The sequence below is a fragment of the Halomonas lysinitropha genome (assembly GCF_902500215.1).
GTDB classification, from domain to species: Bacteria; Pseudomonadota; Gammaproteobacteria; order Pseudomonadales; family Halomonadaceae; genus Halomonas; species Halomonas lysinitropha.
On sequence record NZ_CABVOU010000027.1, the window covers coordinates 313,543 to 335,314 of the forward strand.

At 66.8% G+C, this 21,772-nt stretch carries 17 protein-coding genes and 1 pseudogene; 14 read left to right on the forward strand and 4 right to left on the reverse strand.

Annotation, left to right across the window (positions count from 1 at the left end):
• Both HALO32_RS05980 and HALO32_RS05985 read left to right on the forward strand, forming a co-directional pair.
• Entirely contained in the window at positions 1-1,104 is a 1,104-nt protein-coding gene (locus tag HALO32_RS05980) for an ABC transporter ATP-binding protein (RefSeq protein WP_151443129.1), read from the forward strand.
• A gap of 46 nt (positions 1,105-1,150) precedes the next feature.
• Positions 1,151-1,696, forward strand: a complete 546-nt coding sequence (locus HALO32_RS05985; protein ID WP_151442861.1) for a DUF192 domain-containing protein — start codon at positions 1,151-1,153, stop codon at positions 1,694-1,696.
• On the opposite strand, the pseudogene HALO32_RS18095 reads toward HALO32_RS05985, so the two are convergent.
• Positions 1,695-1,799, reverse strand: a pseudogene (locus HALO32_RS18095) (DMT family transporter); the annotation flags it as partial. The gene HALO32_RS05985 and the pseudogene HALO32_RS18095 sit on opposite strands and share 2 nt — an antisense overlap.
• A 225-nt stretch (positions 1,800-2,024) precedes the next feature.
• On the opposite strand from HALO32_RS18095, the gene HALO32_RS05995 reads away from it, so the two are divergent.
• The 3 genes from HALO32_RS05995 (at position 2,025) to HALO32_RS06005 (ending at position 4,884) form a co-directional block, all read left to right on the forward strand.
• A complete protein-coding gene (locus tag HALO32_RS05995; RefSeq protein ID WP_151442862.1) occupies positions 2,025-3,035 on the forward strand; it encodes a DctP family TRAP transporter solute-binding subunit in 1,011 nt (336 codons plus the stop codon).
• Positions 3,036-3,110: 75 nt separating this feature from the next.
• Positions 3,111-3,587 carry a TRAP transporter small permease gene (locus HALO32_RS06000; protein WP_151442863.1) on the forward strand — a complete coding sequence of 159 codons (477 nt, stop codon included), beginning with the start codon at positions 3,111-3,113 and terminating at the stop codon, positions 3,585-3,587.
• Positions 3,577-4,884, forward strand: a complete 1,308-nt coding sequence (locus HALO32_RS06005; RefSeq protein WP_151442864.1) for a TRAP transporter large permease — start codon at positions 3,577-3,579, stop codon at positions 4,882-4,884. The genes HALO32_RS06000 and HALO32_RS06005 overlap by 11 nt, the downstream gene beginning before the upstream one ends.
• A 6-nt stretch (positions 4,885-4,890) precedes the next feature.
• Here HALO32_RS06005 and HALO32_RS06010 read toward each other — a convergent pair whose 3' ends face one another.
• Both HALO32_RS06010 and HALO32_RS06015 read right to left on the reverse strand, forming a co-directional pair.
• Positions 4,891-5,415, reverse strand: coding sequence for a macro domain-containing protein (locus HALO32_RS06010; protein ID WP_151442865.1), 525 nt, complete (start codon positions 5,413-5,415; stop codon positions 4,891-4,893).
• Positions 5,416-5,444: 29 nt separating this feature from the next.
• On the reverse strand, positions 5,445-6,269 hold the full coding sequence (locus HALO32_RS06015; RefSeq protein WP_151442866.1) for a carbon-nitrogen hydrolase family protein: 825 nt from the start codon (positions 6,267-6,269) through the stop codon (positions 5,445-5,447).
• 287 nt (positions 6,270-6,556) lie between these two features.
• On the opposite strand from HALO32_RS06015, the gene HALO32_RS06020 reads away from it, so the two are divergent.
• From HALO32_RS06020 to HALO32_RS06045, 6 genes are all read left to right on the forward strand, one after another.
• A complete protein-coding gene (locus HALO32_RS06020; protein WP_151442867.1) occupies positions 6,557-7,537 on the forward strand; it encodes a TAXI family TRAP transporter solute-binding subunit in 981 nt (326 codons plus the stop codon).
• A gap of 137 nt (positions 7,538-7,674) precedes the next feature.
• Positions 7,675-10,269 (forward strand): TRAP transporter permease, encoded by a 2,595-nt coding sequence (locus HALO32_RS06025; RefSeq protein ID WP_151442868.1) that lies wholly within the window; start codon positions 7,675-7,677, stop codon positions 10,267-10,269.
• A 13-nt stretch (positions 10,270-10,282) separates the two neighbouring features.
• Positions 10,283-10,711 carry a universal stress protein gene (locus HALO32_RS06030; RefSeq protein WP_151442869.1) on the forward strand — a complete coding sequence of 143 codons (429 nt, stop codon included), beginning with the start codon at positions 10,283-10,285 and terminating at the stop codon, positions 10,709-10,711.
• A gap of 319 nt (positions 10,712-11,030) precedes the next feature.
• Positions 11,031-11,858 (forward strand): DUF2189 domain-containing protein, encoded by an 828-nt coding sequence (locus HALO32_RS06035; protein WP_151442870.1) that lies wholly within the window; start codon positions 11,031-11,033, stop codon positions 11,856-11,858.
• A gap of 138 nt (positions 11,859-11,996) precedes the next feature.
• Positions 11,997-12,509, forward strand: a complete 513-nt coding sequence (locus HALO32_RS06040) for a molybdopterin-dependent oxidoreductase (RefSeq protein WP_151442871.1) — start codon at positions 11,997-11,999, stop codon at positions 12,507-12,509.
• Positions 12,510-12,534: 25 nt separating this feature from the next.
• A complete protein-coding gene (locus HALO32_RS06045; RefSeq protein WP_151442872.1) occupies positions 12,535-14,703 on the forward strand; it encodes an ATP-binding protein in 2,169 nt (722 codons plus the stop codon).
• A gap of 4 nt (positions 14,704-14,707) precedes the next feature.
• Here the strand turns inward: HALO32_RS06045 and cra are convergent, their stop codons facing one another.
• Entirely contained in the window at positions 14,708-15,718 is a 1,011-nt protein-coding gene (cra, locus tag HALO32_RS06050) for a catabolite repressor/activator (protein ID WP_151442873.1), read from the reverse strand.
• A gap of 215 nt (positions 15,719-15,933) precedes the next feature.
• On the opposite strand from cra, the gene ptsP reads away from it, so the two are divergent.
• From ptsP to HALO32_RS06065, 3 genes are read left to right on the forward strand one after another with little or no spacing between them, the layout of a single operon-like run.
• Entirely contained in the window at positions 15,934-18,849 is a 2,916-nt protein-coding gene (ptsP, locus tag HALO32_RS06055; protein ID WP_151442874.1) for a phosphoenolpyruvate--protein phosphotransferase, read from the forward strand.
• On the forward strand, positions 18,849-19,829 hold the full coding sequence (gene pfkB, locus HALO32_RS06060) for a 1-phosphofructokinase (protein WP_151442875.1): 981 nt from the start codon (positions 18,849-18,851) through the stop codon (positions 19,827-19,829). Before ptsP ends, pfkB begins: the two co-directional genes overlap by 1 nt.
• Positions 19,826-21,583, forward strand: coding sequence for a PTS fructose-like transporter subunit IIB (locus HALO32_RS06065; RefSeq protein WP_151442876.1), 1,758 nt, complete (start codon positions 19,826-19,828; stop codon positions 21,581-21,583). Before pfkB ends, HALO32_RS06065 begins: the two co-directional genes overlap by 4 nt.
• Positions 21,584-21,772 lie beyond the last annotated feature (189 nt).

Here is a 21,772-nt window from a genome sequence, read left to right on the forward strand (position 1 = left end):
ATGGATCTGCCCTTGAGCCAGGCCCGCCTGACGGTGCAGCTGCAGCAGGCCGGACCGATCCCGCTGGACGCCGACTTCCACTGCGACGCCGGCGAGCTGCTGGCCCTGGTGGGTCCCTCGGGGAGCGGCAAGACCACCCTGCTGCGTGCCATCGCCGGGCTCTATCGACCGGCGGGCGGCGTGATCCGCTGTGCCGGCGAGACCTGGTTCGATGCCGAGGCAAGGCGCTCGCTGCGTCCCCAGCAGCGTCGCGTAGGCCTGGTGTTCCAGGACTATGCGCTCTTCCCGCACCTGGATGCGCGCGCCAATGTCATGATGGCCTTGGAGCATCTACCCGCCGCCGAGCGCGGGCAGGCCGCCGAGCAGTGGCTGGTGCGAGTGCGCCTCGAGGGCCTTGCCGACCGTATGCCGTCCGAGCTCTCCGGCGGCCAGCGTCAGCGAGTCGCCCTGGCCCGAGCGCTGGCCAGGAGCCCGCGGGTGCTGCTGCTGGACGAGCCCTTCTCGGCCGTGGACCAGGTGACCCGCCGGCGCCTGCAGCGCGAGCTCGCCCTGTTGCGCGAGGAGATCCGAATCCCCATCGTGCTGGTCACTCACGACCTGGACGAGGCCGCCGCCCTGGCTGACCGACTCTGCGTACTGCACGCTGGCCGTAGCCTGCAGCAGGCCCCGGCCGAGCAGCTCTTCCGCCGGCCGGCCAGCCCCGAGGTGGCACGGCTGCTCGATCGTCACAATGTATTCACCGGCACGGTGGTAGCCGAGGAGGAGGGGCGCCGCCTGCAATGGGGCCCCTGGCGCCTGGAGGTGGCGGAGGGGCTGGGGGCAATGAGGCCCGGCCAGCGCGTCAGCTGGTACCTGCCACCCTCGGACGTGGTTCTCCATCGTCGCGGCCGCCCTTCTCGGGGGGAGCGCGAGAACCCGGTCGAGGGTCGGGTGGTGGAGATGGCGGTGCTGGGCGGCATCACCTCCGTGGCGCTGGCCTTCGACCACTGCGACGATACCCTGCGATTCGAGCTTCCCACCCATGCCGCGCGCCGCAACGGCCTGGCTCACGGCGAGGCCGTGGGGGTCTCGCTGCTGGCTGCCGGAATCCATCTGATGCCTTGAGTCCGTATTCCCTATTCCGAATTGTCCAATCGCTGAGGAAACCGCCATGAACACCACTCGACGCCATCTGCTGCTGGGCCTGGCCCTGCTGCCCGCCGCCACCCTGCTGCCGCGCGTCCTGCCGGCCGCCGGGCCCGATTCGGGGCCGGATCTTGAGCCACAGACCCTCGAGACCGTTCCCCTGGTGATCCACGGTGATCAGGGCCCCCAACGTCTCGAGGTAGAGGTGGCCCGCACCATTGCCGAGCGAAGTCGAGGCCTGATGGAGCGTGACCACCTGGCCGAGCAGTCCGGCATGCTGTTCCTCTATGATCGCCCCCAGTCCTCACGCAATGGTTTCTGGATGTATCGCACGCGGATCCCGCTGGACATTGCCTTCATCGACGAGGCGGGGCACATCGCCGAAATTCACCGCATGACCCCCTGCAAGGCTGCCCAGGCGGGGGAGTGCCCGGTGACGCGCCCTTCGGTGCCTTATCGTGCGGCCCTGGAGGTCAATGCCGGCGCCTTCGAGGCGATGGGGGTGGCCGCGGGCGACTGCGTCAGCTGGCCGGGCGACGGCGGTCTCTGCGCCGGAGCGCCGGCTTCGTGAGCCAACCTGCGGGGCCGCGCTTGATCAGCAGCTGCGAGACCGCCCAGCCCAGGGCGCTGGTCAACAGCAGGATGGTCGGCAGTGGCGAGGGCAGGGTGGGGCCAGGGCCAGGTCACGAAGCGGCACGGCGTCTCCTCGGGGCGGAAGGAAAAAGCGACACAGCATAGCAATTGCGTTGAACCCGAGGACAGGGCAGGACGATGTGCCGTCTTGCATGAACATGGGATGACAGGGCATCTTGAGGTTCGCGGCGTCGATGGACGCCTCAACAACGCTAACGGTCAGGCCGCAGCAGACCTGCCCAAGCCCGACATTGCAAGGACACGCCATGAACTCATCTCGTCACCTGACCCGGCTGGCTGCCGCTCTGGCCGGCGTCGCCGTTGTCTCCCTCTCGCTGTCCGCGCAGGCCCGCGAGCTATCCGTCTCCACCGTACTCTCCGACGCCTTTCCCTGGGGTCAGGCCGCCGAGAAGTGGGCCGAATTGGTCGCCGAACGCTCCGACGGCGAGCTGACCCTGCGGGTCTACCCCAATTCCCAACTGGTCAACGGTGACCAGACCCGGGAATTCTCGGCCATGCGCTCGGGACTGATCGATGCCGCCGTGGGCTCGACCATCAACTGGTCGCCTCAAGTGCCGGAGCTGAACCTCTTCTCACTGCCCTTCTTCATGGCCGACCTGGACGCGGTGGATGCGGTGACCGGCGGCGCGGCCGGCGAGATGGTCTTCGATGCCATCGAGTCCCGCGGTGTGGTGCCCCTGGCCTGGGGCGAGAACGGCTTCCGACAGCTCTCCAACTCCAGTGGGCCTATCGACGAGCCGGCGGACCTCGACGGCCTCAAGATTCGCGTGGTGGGCTCGCCGCTGTTCCAGGATACCTTCACGGCCCTGGGTGCCAATCCCACTCAGATGAGCTGGGCCGACGCCAAGCCGGCACTGACCACCGGTGCGGTGGACGGCCAGGAGAACCCGCTCTCGGTCTTCGACGTGGCGCGCATCGACCAGGTGGGACAGGAATACCTGACCCTGTGGAACTACATGAACGACCCTCTGGTGTTCGCGGTGAACCAGCAGGTCTGGGACTCCCTCTCCGAGGAGGAGCGTACCCTGCTGCGTGACGCCGCCGAGGAAGCCGGCGCCTGGGAGATCGAGATGACCCGCGAGGAGGAGCCCGAGCGCCTGGCGGCGATCAAGGAGCGCGGCGTCACGGTCACCGAGCTTGACGAAACCCAGCACCAGGCCTTCGTCGCGGCCACCGAGAGCGTCCACGACGAGTGGATGCCGCGCATCGGCAGCGAGATCGTCGAGGCGGCCCGCGCCGATATGCAGGGCGAGTGAGCTACCCAAGCGAGCATGCCATCGGCCCCTTAGCGGGGCCGATGGCGTTTCCCACCCCATGACGCCGCGACACCCATGAAACGTCCCGACGCAAGACTCGAGCGCCTGATGGCGACCCTGGCGATCCTGATCATCGGCCTGATCAGCCTGGCCAACGTGCTGGTGCGTTATATCACCGATGCCTCCTTCGCCTTCACCGAGGAGTTCTCGGTATTTCTGCTGGTGGTGCTGACCTTTGCCGGTGCCTCCGTAGCGCTGCGCCGCAACGGCCATATCCGTATCGCGCTGTTGGAGCGCGCCCTGCCTGGAACCGCGCGCAAGGTGCTGATCCTTCTCCAGGGGGGCTGCGGGCTCGTGGTGCTGGGGCTGATCACCTGGTTCGGCGCCAGGATGACCTGGCAGGAATTCCAGTGGGGCTCGCTCTCCCCGGGGCTGGGGCTGCCGCAGTGGTGGTATCTCGGCTGGCTGCCGCTGCTCTCGGCACTGATGCTGCTGCGCCAGCTGCAGCAGACCCGCGACCGCCTGCGCGGGAGGCTCGAGGATGAGTCCTGATCTGTGGATGCTGCTGGCCTTCGCCGGGCTGCTGATCGCCGGGGTGCCGGTGGCCTTCTCGCTGGGCCTGGCTGGGGCCGCGGGGATTCTGGCCGGCCTGTCGCCGACCATGCTGGCGACCCTCGGCACCAACACCTACAACAGCATCGCCAAGTATCCGCTGATCGCCATCCCGCTGTTCATTCTCACCGGCCTGATCTTCGAGCGAGCCGGCGTGGCGGCACGGCTGGTGCGTTTCGCCCAGGCACTGATCGGGCCGCGCCACGGCGGCCTGGCCCTGGTGGCGGTGCTGGTCTGCATGATCATGGGCGGGATGAGCGGCTCGGGCCCCGCGGATGCCGCCGCGGTGGCCATGGTGATGCTGCCGAGCATGACGAAGGCCGGCTACCCCAGGCCCTTCTCGGCGACGCTGATCGCCGCCTCGGCCTCCACGGCGATCCTGATCCCGCCGTCGGTGGCGCTGATCCTCTACTCCATCGTGGTCCCTGGGGTCGATCTTCGCGCGCTGTTCGCCGCGGGGCTGTTCCCTGGCATCCTTGCCGGGCTGGCGCTGCTGGGGCCGGCGTTGCTGGTTTCCCGTCACTATGGTTGGGAAGGGAGCACGCCGACAGAGGGGGCAGAGCTTCCGCGGGTGGGCGAGAGCTTCCGGCAGGCGCTGCCGGCGCTGTTCGCCCCGGTGCTGATCCTTGGCGGGCTGCGCAGTGGGCTCTTCACGCCCACCGAGGCGGCCGTGGTGGCGGTCGCCTATGGCGCTCTGGTGGGCCTCTTCCTGACCCGGGAAATGAGCTGGCGAGACCTCTGGGATCTGCTCGGCGAGGCGGCGGTGATCTCGGGTGTGGTGATGCTGATCATCGCCCTGGCCGGCATCTTCGCCTGGGCCGGCACCATGCTCGGTACCTTCCGTCACCTGGCGGAGTGGGTCATCGGGCTCTCCGACAGTGGCCCACTGCTGCTGGTGCTGATCATGCTGGCAGTGCTGGTGGCCGGCATGCTGCTGGATGCCATCTCCATCTACCTGATCATGATGCCGATCCTGATCCCGGTCATGCAGCACTTCGGCTGGAACCCGGTGTGGTTCGGCATCCTGCTGGCGATGAACATCGCCATCGGCCAGTTCACACCGCCGGTCGCGGTGAACCTGATGGTGACCACGGAAGTGGCGAAGGTCCGCCTGGAGCAGACCGTCGGGTGGGCGCTGCTGTTCGTGGCGGCCATGGCGAGCGCCCTGCTGCTGGTCGCCGTGTTCCCCGAGATCGCCCTCTGGTTGCCGCGAGTGCTGGGTTACAACCTCGGGTAGTGATCCTTACCCTTGGCCGCTCTCCAGAGACTCCAGGGTGCGCTGGTGGAGCCCGGTGCTGTCGGCATCGAAGAGCACGAAGCGGACAAGCTCGATATTCGGGCAGTCGGGCAGTGTCTTCAGCACCGTGGCGAGCGCTACGCGTGCGGCCTCGGTGGGTGGGTAGCCGAAGGCCCCGGATGATATCGCCGGGAAGGCAATGGAGCGGATGCCCTCGCGCTCGGCCAGCTCCAGGGCGTGGCGATAGCAGGCGGCCAGCAGCTCGTCCGCAGGCTCGTCGATGCCGTAGACCGGCCCCAGGCAGTGGATGACATAGTCATTGGGTAGCTCATGGGCGCCAGAGATCACCGCTTGGCCAGGCCGAATCGGTGCCAGCGGGCGGCACTCCTCGGCGAGCCCTGGGCCTGCAGCGCGATGCAGGGCGCCGGCTACGCCACCGCCAATACGCAGCTCAGCATTAGCGGCGTTGACCACGGCCTCGATGTCGGACTGTTGGGCGATATCACCCTGAACGCATTCGATGGTGGCCATCTCGCTTCCCTCCTGTCGGCTGATATGTCTCAGTCTGGTCGCCAGAGCGGAAGGACTTCAAGATCATCGCGCCGATCCCGGGCCAGCGGGAGACGCTGGCGGGCTCTTCTAACCGTTTCCTTGTCCAGGGTCAGCCAGTGCCACTGCTCGTCGCTACCGAAGGCGAGGGGAGGATGGTCGTCGTCCACCAGCGGCGGGCAGAACAGCGACTGGCCCCAGTTGTCACCGGCACGGTTGAGGCTCAGCCAGTAGAGCTGGTTCTCCATGGCGCGCGTGGTGACGAAGGCGTGCCAGCTGGCGAAGCTGAAGTCCCGGGTGAAGGCTACCGGATGCAGGATCAGCTCGACGCCTTCCCTGGCCAGACGCCTGGCCAGTTCCGGGAAGCGCAGGTCATAGCAGATCATCACCCCGACCCGCCAGCCGGCAACCTCGGTGACCAGCAGCCGCTCGCCCGGTGAGAAGTGGGCGGCCTCACCGGAGGCCCCGAACTGGGCACAGTGAAGCTTGTCGTAGACGCCGGCCAGGCGACCGTCGGGGCCGACCAGCACCTGGCTGATATGGCGCCGGCCATCGGCATACCGCGCCACGCCGAAGGCGATGGTGGTGCCGAGTTCCCGTGCCAGGTCGGCGAAGGCCGTGACGACCGGCCCGGCAAGGTCGTCGTCAAGCGCATCCAGGCAGGCGAAGGCGTCATCGCCATACTCCTGGGCGGCCAGTTCCGGCAGCACGATCAGGTCGGGGGTTTCCCGTGCGCAGGCGCCCCGTATCCGCTCGGCAACACGGTCCAGGTGGCCGAGCTGCTCCTCGCGACTGCGGGTGCGTGGGATGGTGATCTGGCCGGCGAGTAGCTGCATGCGGGCTCCTGAAAAGTGTCACATTCTCTGTCATCAGACACACAGACGTCTTGAAGGGTGCCATAGCGCCAGAGGATGTATCCTGCGTGAGAATTGGTGGCGAAAATTAACGCACACTCAACGTGCTACGGGGTCTAGACTTACCTTATGGAAAAAGGCCTCATCATATGACCGCTTTTTTCGCTAAAGTAGGAGAGGGCGGCCAAGCCGCCGGCGGTCGCGTCACGGGGCTGCCATATCGGAACCCGTTTGCACAACACGTTTGTCGACAATAAAGAGGTGTGCCCATGAAACGCCATGCATTCTCTGCCGCTGCCTTCACCGGCGCGATCCTGGGGGCCGCGATGTTCGCTTCGCCGGCCATGGCCCAGGATGAAGAGAAATTCATCACCATCGGCACCGGTGGCCAGACCGGCGTCTACTACGTGGTGGGCCAATCGGTCTGTCGCCTGGTCAACCGCCTGGAAGACGCCAACATCAAGTGCAATGCTCCCTCCACTGGCGGGTCGGTAGCCAACATCAACGGCATAAAATCCGGCCAGCTGGACATGGGGGTTGCCCAGTCCGACGTCCAGTACCAGGCCTACAATGGCACCGGCAACTTCGAGGGAGATGCCTTCGAAGAGCTGCGTGCCGTCTTCCGTGTTCATGGCGAGCCGCTGACGCTGCTGGCCCGCGCCGACTCGGGTATCGAGGAACTCGACGACCTGGAAGGCAAGCGTGTCAACATCGGCAACCCGGGGTCCGGCCAGCGCAATACCATGGAAGTGGTGATGGAGGCCAAGGGCTGGACCGAGGACACCTTCGCCCTGGCCTCACAGCTGGATGCCGCCGAGCAGGCCGCGGCCCTGGCCGATAACAACGTCGATGCCATGGTCTACGTGGTCGGTCACCCCAACGGTTCCATTCAGGAGGCTACCACCACCGTCGATTCGCGCCTGATCCCGATGAATGACGAGGATATCGACGGCATCGTCGAGGAGTATCCCTACTACACCAAGTCGGTGATTCCTGGGGGCCTCTACAAGGGTAATGACGAGGATGTGGAGACCTTCGGCGTTGCGGCGACCTTCGTGACCACCGCCGAGGCCGATGAAGAGATCGTCTACCAGACCGTCAAGGCGATCTTCGACAACTTTGATCGCTTCAAGCGCCTGCATCCGGCCTTCGAGACCCTCGACCAGGAGGAGATGGTGACCCAAGGGCTTTCCGCCCCGCTGCACGAGGGCGCGGCCCGCTACTATCGCGAGCAGGGCTGGATCGAGTAACACGGCTCGTCTGAGGTGATCACACCTCGGTGAAGAATGCGCGGTCACCCGAGGGGGCCGCGTATTCTGTTTGGGATGCCGCATGGCATCACCCATCAGGGACTTCCAGGTCAAACGTTTCAGAGCAGGGCACGCTTATGACTGAGGATAACAAGAGGACCTCGGGCTCGGAGGTCGATCTCGAGGATATGGTCGCCTCGACCGACTCGGGGGCCCGCAAGCCAGTGGGCATGCCTGGGAAGCTGCTGGTAAGCATTGCGGCTGCATGGTCGCTCTTCCAGCTGTGGATCGCCTCCCCGGTGCCCTTCATGCTGGGTTTCGGGGTGTTCAGTGCCACCGAATCCCGTTCCATCCACCTGGCCTTCGCACTCTTCCTGGCCTATATGGCCTATCCGGCCCTCAAGCGTTCACCGCGTGATCGTATCCCTATCCAGGACTGGATACTGGCCGCGGCGGCGGCCTTCTGCGGCGCCTACATGTTCATGTTCTACGAGCAGCTGTCCCAGCGCCCCGGTGCGCCGATCCTGCAGGATGTGATCATTGGCGTGGCGGGGATCCTGCTGCTGCTCGAGGCCACCCGACGAGCCCTTGGCCCGCCGCTTATGATCGTGGCGTCGGTATTCCTTCTCTACAGCCTGGCCGGCCCCTGGATGCCTGGTATCCTCTCGCATGGCGGGGTTAGCCTCTACGGCTTGATCAACCACCAGTGGCTGACCACCCAGGGGGTCTTCGGCATCGCACTGGGGGTCTCGACCAGCTTCGTCTTCCTGTTCGTGCTATTCGGCGCCCTGCTCGACAAGGCCGGCGCCGGCAACTACTTCATCAAGGTCGCCTTCTCACTGCTGGGCCACTACAAGGGTGGACCGGCCAAGGCCGCCGTGGTGGCCTCGGGCATGACCGGTCTGATCTCCGGTTCCTCCATCGCCAACGTGGTGACCACCGGCACCTTCACCGTACCGATGATGAAACGGGTCGGCTTCTCCGCCGAGAAGGCCGGGGCCGTCGAGGTATCGTCCTCGGTCAACGGTCAGATCATGCCGCCGGTAATGGGCGCCGCGGCCTTCCTGATGGTCGAGTATGTAGGGATCTCCTATGTGGAGGTGATCAAGCACGCCTTCCTGCCGGCCCTGATCTCCTATATCGCCTTGATCTACATCGTTCACCTCGAGGCCCTCAAGGCCAACCTGCAGGGGCTGGAGAGCAGCAATCCGGCCAAGCCCCTGGTGCGCAAGGTGATCGGCTTCCTCGGCGGTCTGCTGCTGATGATGATCACCGCTCTGGCGGTCTACTACGGCCTGGGCTGGCTCAAGCCGGTGCTCGGCGGCGCCACTCCCTGGGTGGTCGCGGTCGCACTGACGGCGGTCTATATCGCCCTGCTCAAGCTGGCAGCAGGTTATCCCGAACTGGAGCTCGACGATCCGGACACCCCCATCTACAAGCTCCCCGAGACCCGGCCCACGGTGCTGGTCGGCCTGCAGTACATCCTGCCGGTGATCGTGCTGATCTGGTGCCTGATGGTGGAGCGCCTCTCGCCGGGGCTCTCCGCCTTCTGGGCCACGGTGTTCATGGTCTTCATCATTCTCACCCAGCGGCCCATCACCTCGATCTTCCGGAAGCGCAGCGACATGGTCGCGGACCTTCGCGAGGGCGCGCTGGACCTGTGGAACGGCCTGGTTACCGGTGCCCGCAACATGATCGGCATCGGCATCGCCACGGCCACCGCCGGCATCATCGTCGGGGCTGTCTCCCAGACCGGCGTCGGCCTGGTGCTGGCCGAGGTGGTGGAAACCCTGGCCATGGGCAACCTGATGCTGATCCTGCTGCTCACCGCGGTGCTCAGCCTGATCCTCGGCATGGGCTTGCCCACCACGGCCAACTACATCGTGGTCTCGGCGCTGCTGGCACCGGTCATCGTCAACCTCGGGGCAGAGAACGGCCTGCTGGTGCCGCTGATCGCGGTGCATCTGTTCGTGTTCTACTTCGGCATCATGGCGGACGTCACGCCCCCCGTGGGGCTGGCCTCCTTCGCGGCGGCGGCGGTGTCTGGTGGCGATCCGATCCGTACCGGCTTCCAGGCCTTCTACTACAGCCTGCGCACCGCGGCACTGCCGTTCCTGTTCATCTTCAACACCGACCTGCTGCTGATCGATGTCTCTTTCCTCCAGGGCATCGTGATCTTCGTGGTGTCGACCATCGCCATGTTGATCTTCGCCGCGGCGACCCAGGGCTTCATGCTGGCCCGCAACCGCTGGTACGAGTCGGTCGTGTTGCTGCTGATTGCGTTCACGCTGTTCCGGCCCGGGTTCTGGATGGACATGATCCACGACCCCTACGAATCCGTGCCGCCGTCGCAGTTCGTCGAGGCGCTGGGCGATGTCGATGAAGACGCCACCCTGCGCTTGCAGATTGCGGGTGTGGATGCCTATGGCGATCCCATGACCACCTACATGCAGCTGCCGGTACCGGAGGGCGAGACTGGCGAAGAGCGGCTCGAGAACCTTGGCCTTGAACTATTGATCGAGGACGATCGGGCGGTGGTCGATATGGTGGCCTACGGTAGCCAGGCCGCGAACATGGGCTTCGACTTCGACCAGGAGATCATTGAAGTACTGGCTCCCGTGGATCGCTGGACCAAGGAGCTGATGTGGATTCCGGCCTTCCTGGTGTTCGGTCTGATTGTACTGATGCAGCGTCGGCGGCGTGATCGTAGCGCTACCACGGCGTCAGCCTGAAGGAGAGAGCGTCATGTACCAGAAGATCTTGTTGCCGGTGGACCTCAATGAGGAGGCGTCATGGGAAAAGGCACTGCCGACGGCGGTGGCACTGTGCCGCAGCTTCGGCGCCTCCCTGCATGTGGTGACGGTCCTGCCGGACTACCGCATGCCGCTGGTGGGTTCCTACTTTCCCAAGGACTTCGCCAAGAAGGCTCACGAGGCGATCTCGGACGCCCAGCACGAGTTCATTCGCGACCACGTGCCCGAGGACATCACGGCCCAGAGCGTCATCGTCGATGGCTCCCCCTGGGAGGCCATCATCAAGGCGGCGAAGAAGCTCGAGGTGGACCTGATCGTCATGGCATCCCATAACAAGCGCAAGTTTACCGACTATGTGCTCGGCCCCAACGCCGAGCACGTGGTGCACCACACCAAGATGTCGGTGATGATCGTGCGCTGAGTGGTAGTAACGTCCTCAGTTGTACATTGAGGGAAAAGCACCCCGCGACCGCCTCCCTTTGATGGAGGCGGTCGCGCAGGCTCGCGGCTCGACGTCCTGCTGTTATTGATGCTGGGTAAGGCGTTGGGGTGAAGCCCGCGCCGCCAGAATATTCTGCAGGGAGTCCTGTGAGGGAAGACGCTCGGCGATTTGAGTTGCCCTTGGCTACATTAATCAGGTATCAAGAGCGGTAGGGCGCATGACGGCCGTGTGCCGGGGTGTCGTCTTGAAGCGGCCCGGCAGCACCGGGATTCAACAAGCGGTAATCAGGGGTGTGACCATGAATGCAGCAACAACAAGAGAGCATGGCAAGGGTGCTGCGCCCAATGTCAAGATCAGCATCCGGTCGGTGGGTATGGACAAGCCGCGTGCCTGGCTGGCTGCCGGGTTCGAGGATTTTCGCCAGGCCATGGCGGTCAGTCTGGCCTATGGCATGTTCTGGGTGGGGCTGAGTATCGCCGTGACCGCCGGCGCCTTCACGCTGGGCCTCTGGCACTGGCTGCTGCCGCTGGTCGCCGGCTTCATGTTCATCGGCCCCCTGGTGGCGGTGGGCTCCTACGGCATCAGCCGTGCTCTCGAGGCGGGCCGCGTGCCCAACCTGGGTGACGCCTTCGGCGGCTGGAAGGGCCATGCGGGGCAGCTGGCGATGATGGGCGTGATGATGATGATCTTCTTCCTCGCCTGGATTCGCCTGGCCACCTTGCTGTTTGCGCTTTTCTTCGGCTTCGAGGCCCCCAGCCCCGAGACGCTCTATGCGTCGCTGCTGACCACCGTTGACGGCTTGATGATGCTGGCGGTAGGGACGGCAATCGGCGCCGTCCTGGCCTTCGGCGCCTTCACCATCAGCGTGGTGGCTATCCCGACACTGATGGACCAGGACCTGACCTTCATGGAAGGCATCGAAGCCAGTATCCGCTCGGTGGCGAATAACTTCCGTCCGATGCTGCTGTGGGCGGTCATTCTCACCGGCTGCGTGCTGGTCGGAGTGATGACCTTCTACATCGGCCTGGCGCTGATCCTGCCGGTCCTGGGCCATGCCAGCTGGCATGCCTATGAGGACCTGGTCCGCATCGAACCGATGGAACCGGTGGAGGAGGTCCAGAGCTGATGTAAACTGCAGGGTCAGGTATCGTCGATATCAGGGGGCGCGTGGCGCCCCCATTGTTTTTTGCCGAACGCTCTCCTGACCTGCGACGCCGAATCGCGTACGCTTGGGTCATCTTTCCCGTTAGCAGGAAACCTGCCGATGCTGACCGGTATCGCCCTTCGTCCGCTTATCGTGCTGCTCTCGACGCTTCCGCCGCTTGCCATGGCCTCGCCGTTGCCGGTGCCCACGGAACGGGTGCTTCTGACCCTGAGCGGCGACATCGCGCATACCAACGTCGGTGACGAGGCGCATTTCGACCGGGAAATGCTCGAGGCCCTGCCGGCACGGATCATCGCGACCCATACACCCTGGCATCGCGACAAGGGTCGCTACGAGGGCCCGCTGATGCGCGCCCTGCTCGAGACGGTGGGAGCCAAGGATAGCGAGCAGGTGCGCATCCACTCTCTCAACCACTACGAGGCGCAGGTGCCGGTAGCGGATTTCCGGCGCCATGACGTGATTCTGGCCATGGCCCGCGACGGTGAGCCGCTGACTATCCGTGAGTACGGCCCACTGTTCGTGCTCTATCCCTTCGACGACCATCCCGAACTGCTCACCGAGGCCATCCGCTTTCGTTCGGTGTGGCATGTCGAGCGGATTTTCGTGCCCTGATCCCGCTTGACCGCGGAGGCCTGAATTGCTGCGCTACCCCCTGCGTCTCAAGCTGGGTGCCATCGCCGCCCTGGTGTTCTTCGCCGCTGCCCTGGTGGTAGTCGGCCTGGTGGCCTGGCGCCAGGATAGCCTGGCCGAGAGTGTCGGGGGGGATGCCGTCTGGCATGCCTACAAGCTCGACCGGGACACGGTGCAGCTGCGCAGCTTTCTCACCAGCCCCGATCTATCCAGCGAGCCACTGAAGACGCTGCGCCTCCGCTTCGATCTGCTCTATAGCCGTCTCAACCTGCTGCAGGATGGCGACATCACCCAGCTGCTCGACAATATTCGCGTGGCCGAGGAGCTGATCCCGCAGATCGAGCGGCACCTGCAGGCCCTGGATGATCAGATTCGCGGCCTCGAGCGCCTCGGCGATGACGCCCTGGCCGACCTGTCCCAACGACTGGAGGCCCTGGGCGGGGTGACCGAGAGGCTGATCATTGCCATCAATGGCCACCTGGCCGAGACTACCACCCGGGAACGGGAGCAGCTGCAGACGCTCTATGGCGTGCTGCTGCTGCTGATCCTGGCCATGAGTCTGGCCGCCTCGCTGGTGGTCGCCTTCCTGTTTCGAGAGGCCCGCGACAATGCCGCCGCGCGACGGGACCTGGAGGCGCTGAGCCGCGAGCTGGAGGTCACCGCCCGACAGGCCGAGTCGGCCAGCCATGCCAAGTCGGAATTTCTGGCCACCGTCAGCCACGAGATCCGTACCCCGCTCAACGGCGTCATCGGCATGAGTGATCTATTGCAGGATCAGCCGCTTCCCGAACGGGCGCGTCACTATGCCGACACCATTCATGACAGTGCCCGGCTGCTGCTCGAGCTCATCAACGACATTCTGGATTTCTCCAAGATCGAGGCGCAACGCCTGGAGCTTGAGGCGCGCCCCTTCGCCCTTGGTGAGCTGGTCGATGGCGCGATCTCGCTTTTCGCCCCCCGGGCCGAGGCACGAGGCGTTCGCCTGACATGCGAGCTGGACCCCGGGCTGCCGCCATCTCTCGTGGGGGATGCCGGCCGACTGCGCCAGGTGCTGCTCAATCTGCTCTCCAATGCCATCAAGTTCACCGAGCAGGGCGAGGTTCGCCTGTGCGTACGTGATGCGGGCGACAGCCAGGTGCGGTTCGAGGTTATCGACACGGGGGGCGGGATCGGCCCCGGCCGTCAGGCCCAGCTGTTCGAGCCTTTCCAGCAGGGCGATCCCTCCACCGCCAGACGCTTCGGCGGTACCGGCCTGGGGCTGGCCATCAGCAAGCGGCTGGTGGAGGCCCAGGGGGGGCGTATCGGGCTGGAGAGCGAGGTGGGCCACGGGAGTCGGTTCTGGTTCGTGTTGCCGCTGGCCGCGGCCGACCCCGACGAGAGTGCGGATGAGACGGTGGTAGCCGATCTCGAGCGGCGTGTGGACGATGCCCGGCTGCTGGTGGTCGAGGACAACCCGGTCAACCAGCAGGTTGCCCGTGCCATGCTCGAGCGCCTGGGCTGCCGGGTCAGCGTAGTGGCGTCGGCGGACGAGGCGCTCTATCAGGCGGCTCGGAAACGCTTCGACCTGATCTTCATGGATGTGCAACTGCCCGGCACGGATGGGCTGGAGGCAACCCGCCGATTGCGGGCACGCGGAGGCTGGTCGGCAGAGGTGCCGGTAGTGGCCATGACCGCCGGTGGCCCGGGTGGCGACCGGGCCCGCTGCCTGGCGGCCGGCATGAATGGCTACCTCACCAAGCCGCTATTCCAGGATGCCCTTGTGGCGGCGTTGCAGCGTCACCTGCGCCATGCCAAAACTCCGCCTGCCGTCACCGCGGGGAGGGCCTCTGCCGGCCAGACGCTGGAGCCCGCTATTCTCTCGGCCTTGGGAGAGAGCCTGGGCGAGCAGGAACTGGCCGCCCTCATCACCCTGTACCGGGAACAGGCGCTGGAGCATCTCGCCGGCCTGGAGCAGGCCGTGGCGGAGAGTGCGCCCCGCCGGGTCGAGTATCTTGCCCACCAGCTCAAGGGGGAGTCGTCGAGCCTGGGGGCGGTGAAGGTGGCGGGGCTTGCCACGCGGCTGGAACGCCTGGGCAGGGAGGCGCGGCTGGACGAAGCCGCCGTCGCCCTGAGCGACCTTCATCGTTGCCTGGACCTGACACTGACCGCACTCGAGGCCTGTAGGCCTCGCGAATGAGCCTTCAGGCGTGTTGTGGGGTAGTGCGTCCGGGAAGGCGCCAGCGCAGATGACGTGCGACGACTTGCAGGCCCGGCCGGTAATCGCCACGCGCGGCGGCGAGGGCGCATGCCAGGGTCAGCGTGGCAATGCGGTCATGGTCCTGAACCGCGGAGTTGACCGGCAGGGGCAGGAAGTCCAGCAGGCGGCTGTCACCGAAGGTCGCCAGGCGCAGTGATGTCGGCAAGCCGCCATCTTCCAGCAGCACATCGAATGCCCCATCGAGCAGCGTGTAGGAGGCGGTGACCATGGCATCCGGCATGCCGTGGCCATCGAGCAGCTCGCGCATCAGCCGGGCCCCCTCGACACGGTCGTAGCGCTGGGCACCGCAGGAAATCACCTCCAGCGGCCGATGATCGGCCAGTGCCTGCTGAAAGCCGGCGCGTCGCTCCCGGCTGATCGACAGGGCCGGGACCGCATCCAGCCAGGCGATGCGTGTCACCGTGTCATCGAGAACCGAGCGGGTCAGGCGCTCGGCGGCCTCACGGTCGTTGCTGACCACGCTGGCGAAATGGTGCGGATCGAGGCCCCGGTCCACGGCCACCACCGGCAGGCCAGCCGCCATGAGTTCGGCATAGAAGGGGTCCTCCGTGGGCAGGCAGCTGGCGGTGATCAGCACCTCGCAGCGCTGGGCACGCAGCGCCAGGGCCAACTCGCGCTCGCTCTCCGGGTCGTCGTCGGAACCCACGATCAGCAGCCGGTAGCCCGCCTCCCGGACACCCCGCTCGAGCCGCTTGGCCAGGCGCGCATAGCTGACGTTCTCCAGGTCGGGAATGATCAGCCCCAGAAGACGACTCGCCCCACGACGCAATGCCGCGGCCTGGGCGTCAACCCGGTAATCATGATGCTGAACCATGGCCATCACCCGGTCGACGGTCTCCTGGCTGATGCGCCGCTCGCGGGCCTTGCCGTTGATGACATAGCTGGCCGTGGTGCGGGAGACGCCGGCCAGGCGTGCGATTTCAGCGAGTGTCATGAGCGTCCTCGGTAATGGTTGGGGCGATTCTACGTCTCTGGCGGCGGTTGCCACCCCTCCTAAAGTTGTAGCGTCTCGATCTTGCCAATCAGTATGAATCGATTCAGCATACATGACATCAGAGGTGACACGATTCAGCTAGCGAATTTCTGAGTCTCCAAGACGGCTGAGCGAGTGGCGATCATCGCCCGTCACCGAGCGAACAGGAGAAAATCATGTTGACCCTACGCCAGGACGATATCCTGCTCGATTGTCGGGCCGACGACTGGCACGACGCCCTGGAACAGGCCGCGGCGTCGCTGCATGCCGCCGGCCTGGTGGCTTCCGCCTATCGCGATGGTCTCTTCGCCCGCGAGGCGCAGTCGTCCACCTTTCTCGGCAGCGGTATCGCCATCCCCCACGGCACCGCCGAGAGCCGCGTGCACGTGCGCGCCACTGGTATCCGTGTGCTGCAGTTTCCTGCCGGGGTGGAGTGGCACGACGGCAACCGCGTTCACGTCCTGGTGAGCATCGCCGCCCAGAGCGACGAGCACCTGGACATCCTGCGTCAGCTCACCCATGTACTCGACGACGACAGCGTTGCCGAACGCCTGGCTGCTGCCGAGTCGGCGGAGGAGGTTGCCACCTTGCTCTCCCGCTCGGTGGTCGAGGCGCGCCTGGATGCCGACACCCTCTGCCTGGGCTTTCCCGCCCGCGATATCCGCGAGCTGGCGCTGGCCGGCGCCGCGCGCCTGCGCCAACTCGGCTGCGTGGACAGCGACTTCGTCTCCGCTCTGGCCGAGCAGCCGCCGGTGCGCCTGGGCCAGGGTCTGTGGCTGACCTCCAGCCACCGCGGCGTCGAAGCGCCGGCACTCGCCCTGGCCACCCCCGAGGCGGCACTTCGCGAGGCGGATGAGACGGTCACCGGCGTGTTCAGTCTCGCCGCCGATGGCCAAGCCCATCGAGGCCTGCTCGAACGCCTGCTTGCCCTGCTGGAGAGCGGTGAAGGACCCAGTCTGCGCGATGCCGATGCCGCCACCGTATTGGCGCGTCTGGCCGGCGAGTCGGCCTCGGCGCACACTCGCCTGGCCCGGGTGCTCAATGCCCACGGCCTGCACGCCCGCCCTGCCAAGCAGCTGGTGCAGGTGGCCCGCGAACAGGCCGTGCCCGTCCGCGTGCGCCTCGCCGACGGCGGCGGGCAGACGGTGTCGGCGGCCAGCCTGACCAAGGTGATCAACCTCGGTGCTCGGCGCGGCCAGCAGCTTTCTTTCTCCGCCGAGGGCGAGGGCGCCGAGGCGGCGCTCAGCGCGGTGTGTCAGGCCGTGGAAGACGGCCTCGGCGAAGCGGTGTTGCCCTTCGACGAGAGCCGCGAGCACATTGCTCCCCGCGAGGACGACACGCCGCCGCCCGAGCCGCTGCCTGCAGACGCTCCCCACCCCGGCATCGCCGCCTCGCCGGGGCTGGCCATCGCCCCGGCCTTCGTGCTCACCACGCCGCGCTTCGACTATCCGGAGCACGCCGACGACCCGGCCGCCGAGGTGCGCCGCCTGGAGACGGCAATCCGCGAGGGGGGCGAGCAGCTCAAGGCACTGGTACGCGAGGCCAAAGGCGGTGAAGTGGCGCAGATCCTCTCCATGCACGAGGAGATGCTCGAAGACCCCGAACTCTACCAGGCTGCCCGTGAGGGCATTCAGGAAGGCGGCTCCGCCGAAGCCGGCTGGTGGGAGGCCATCGACACCGCCGCCCGCTCACAAGCGATGCTCGCCGACCCGCTGCTCGCCGAGCGTGCCGCCGATCTGCGAGACGTGGGGCGCCGGGTGCTGGGCGTGCTGTGCAACGTCAAGCTCCCCGATCCCCCGGATCACCCCTACATCCTGGTCACCGACGACATCGGCCCCTCCGACGTGGCCCGCCTCGACACCGCGCGTGTGCGCGGCCTGCTCACCGCCCGCGGCGGCGCCACCGCCCACAGCGCGATTCTCGCCCGGGCGCTGGGTATTCCCGCCGTGGTCGGTGCCGGGGCGCGAGTGATGACCCTGACCAACGGCACCGAGCTGATCCTCGATGGCGAGCGTGGACGCATCACCCCGAGTCCCACCGCCGAGCGGCGCTCCGCTGCAGAGCAGCGCCTGGTCGAGCGCGAGCGCCGCGAGGCTGAGGCCTGGGCGACGCGCTTCGCTGAGGCACGCACCCGCGACGGCCACCGCGTCGAGGTGGCCGCCAACCTGGGCAACACGGCGCATGCCGCCGATGCCGTGGAGCGCGGTGCCGAGGGGGTGGGTCTGTTGCGCACCGAGTTCCTGTTCATGGCCCACGCCAAGCTGCCCGATCTCGAGACCCAGATCGCCGAGTACCGCGAGGCGATCGACGCCCTGGATGGCCGCCCGCTGGTGGCTCGCACCCTGGACGTGGGCGGCGATAAGCCGCTGCCCTACTGGCCGGTGCCCCAGGAGACCAACCCCTTCCTCGGCTTGCGTGGCATTCGCCTGACGCTGACCCGCCCCGATGTGCTCGAGACCCAACTGCGTGCGTTGCTGATGGCGGCAGCGCCCGCGGCGGGGGTGGATCAAGCGCCCGCGGCGGGTGTGAACCAAAAACCCAAGCCGCTGCGCATCATGCTGCCCATGATCAAGGACGTCGCGGAGTTCCGCGCCGCCCGGGAGATCGTCGATCGCCTGCTCGCCGAGATCCCCGCCGAGGAGCGCGCCAGCGACCTTCAGCTGGGCGTGATGGTCGAGGTGCCCTCATGCGCCTTGCTGGCGCCGAGCCTTGCCGCCGAGGTGGACTTCTTCTCGGTAGGCACCAACGACCTCACCCAGTACACCCTGGCCATCGACCGCGACCACCCCGTGCTCTCTGCCGAGGCCGACGGCCTGCATCCATCGGTACTCAAGCTGATCGAGATGACCGTGGCCGCCGCCCATGCCCAGGGCAAGTGGGTCGGCGTGTGCGGCGAGCTGGCTTCTGATGCTACTGCCGTGCCGGTGCTGGTGGGCCTCGGCGTCGACGAGCTCTCGGTCAGTGCCCGACAGATCCCGCTGGTCAAGGCGCGCCTCGCCGAGTTCGATCTGGCCGATGCGCAGACCCAGGCCCGGCTGGCACTCGCCCAGGCCACCAGCGAGGCGGTCCGCGACGCCCTGGAGGTGCGCTGATGGCCCGTATACTGACCCTCACCCTCAACCCGGCACTCGACCTGTCGATCGGCCTCGAGCGGCTCGAGCCCGGTGAGGTCAATCGCACCCTGAATACCCACCTCGCCGCCGCCGGCAAGGGGGTCAACGTGGCACGGGTGCTGGTGGCGCTGGGCCACGACGTCACGGTGTCGGGCTTTCTCGGCGCCGACAACGACGGTCCCTTCCTGCGCGCCTTCGAGGCCATGGGCGTGGAGGATGCCTTCCTGCGCGTGCCCGGCGAGACACGCATCAACGCCAAGCTTGCCGAGGCCGACGGCCGGGTCACCGACATCAACGGCCCGGGCGCTACCATCAGTGAGGCCGCCTGGCAGCGGCTGCTCGACGGGCTCGATACACGCCTGGCCGACGCCCACCGCTGCCCCGACGCCGTGGTCATCGCCGGCAGCCTGCCCCCTGGCGTGACGCCGGAGGACCTTGCCAACCTGGTCACCCGCCTGCGCGGGGCCGACCTGCCGGTGTGGGTCGACACCAGCGGTGAGGCGCTCACCGCTGCCATCGCCGCCCGACCTACTGCGGTCAAGCCCAACGAGCACGAGCTGGCCGCCTGGGCCCACCAGGATCTGACCAGCGCCGAGGCGCGCCTCAAGGCGGCCTTGCGCCTCTACGCCGAGGGTGTCGAGGAGGCGCTGCTCTCCGCTGGCCCCGATGGCGTGCTCTGGGTGAGCCGTCGCGGCGCCTGGCAGGCCTTGCCCCCGCGCCTGGAGGTCGTCAGTACCGTGGGCGCCGGCGACACCCTGGTTGCCGCGCTGCTGCACGGCGTGCTCTCGGGACACACTGCCGAGCAGGCGCTGCGTCTGGCCACGGCGCTCTCCGCCGAATCCATCCGCCATGTCGGCGTGGGCAACCCCTGCGCCGCCGACTTCCCGCAACTCCAACAACAGACCCGCGTACGGCGCCTCAATGACGTCGATGCCAGCGCGGGGGGAGCCATCGCATGAATGCCATCCTCGTTACCGCCTGCCCCAGCGGCATGGCCACCACCTTTCTCGCCGCCCGTCGTCTCGAACAGGCCGCCGGACGCCTCGGCTGGGACGTCCAGGTCGAGATGCACAGCGAGCTTGAAACGCTGACCCCGGTGTCGGCCGAGGCGATCGCCGCCGCCGATCTGATCGTCGTTGCTGCCGACCACGTCCCCGGGGCACCGCGCTTCGCCGGCAAGCGCCTCTTCCAGGCGCCCATCGGCGAGGCCCTGCCCGACCCGCAGGCCTTCCTCGAACGCGCCAGCCGCGAGGCGGCCGAGTACGTGCCGCCCGCCGAGGACGAAGCGCCGCTGACGGAACAGGCCGGGAACAGTAGCGGTAACGGCCGCAAGATCGTCGCCGTTACTGCCTGCCCCACCGGGGTGGCTCACACCTTCATGGCCGCCGAAGCGCTAAGCGAGGCGGGCAAGGGGCTGGGCCATGCCATCCGCGTGGAAACCCAGGGCTCGGTGGGCGCCCAGGACCAGCTCACCGAGGAAGAGATCGCCGCCGCCGATCTGGTGATCCTGGCCTGTGACATCGAGGTCGATGCGGGCCGTTTCGCCGGCAAGCGCGTCTACCGCACCTCCACCGGCAACGCCCTGAAGAAGCCCAAGCCGACTATCGAGGCGGCACTCAAGGAGGCCGAAGTGGAACAGGCGGGCGGCGCCTCCGCCGGCGGCGAGGCGAAGAAGGGCAGCAAGGAGAAGGGCGTCTATCAGCACCTGCTCACCGGGGTCTCCTTCATGCTGCCCATGGTGGTGGCCGGCGGCCTGATGATCGCGCTCTCCTTCGTGTTCGGCATCGAGGCCTTCCAGGAGGAGGGCACCCTGCCCGCGGCCTTGATGCAGATCGGCGGCGGCACGGCCTTCGCCCTGATGATCCCGGTGCTGGCCGGCTACATCGCCTATTCCATCGCCGACCGGCCAGGCATCGCCCCGGGGATGATCGGTGGCATGCTGGCCTCCGAGATCGGCGCCGGCTTCATCGGCGGCATCCTGGCCGGCTTTCTGGCCGGCTATGTGGCCCTGGCGGTGACCCGCCACGTCAAGCTGCCGTCGAGCGTCGAATCCCTCAAGCCGATCCTGATCATCCCGCTGGTGGCGAGCCTGATCACCGGGTTGGTGATGATCTACGTGATCGGCGAGCCGGTGGCGGCTATTCTCTCTGCCCTGACCACCTTCCTCGAAAACATGGGCTCGGCCAATGCCGTGTTGCTCGGTATTCTGCTCGGCGCCATGATGTGTTTCGATCTGGGCGGGCCGGTCAACAAGGCCGCCTATACCTTCGGCGTGGGACTGCTGGCCTCCGAGACCTATGGCCCCATGGCGGCGATCATGGCCGCGGGCATGGTGCCGGCCATCGGCATGGGTATCGCCAGCTTCGTGGCCAAGAGCAAGTTCTCCGAGCCGGAGCGCGAGGCGGGCAAGGCCTCCTTCGTACTGGGGTTCTGCTTCATCACCGAGGGGGCCATTCCCTTCGCCGCCAAGGATCCGCTGCGGGTCATCCCGATCAGCATGGTCGGTGGGGCGATCACCGGCGCGCTCTCCATGCTGGTCGGTGCCAAGCTGATGGCGCCCCACGGTGGCATCTTCGTGCTGCTGATCCCCAACGCCATCTCGCCGGTACTCTTGTATCTTGCCGCCATCATTATCGGCTCGCTGGTCACCGGCCTCGGCTATGCGGCGATCAAGCGCGGCAGCGAGACAGTGGCCGTCGACGCCAAAGCGTAAGCCAGCTTACCTGCAACGTCAGCCGGCAGGCCCTCACGGGCCTGCCGGCTTCTGTTTCAGGCACGTCACGTCGGTGGCGATGCCTGTCGCCTTGCGGTTTCCGACGGATGTCTCTGCCCGTCACGGGCCGGCATTGTCGCGGCTTGTCTCGGCGGCATACACTGCTTGAAATCGCTCAGGCAGGCCGAC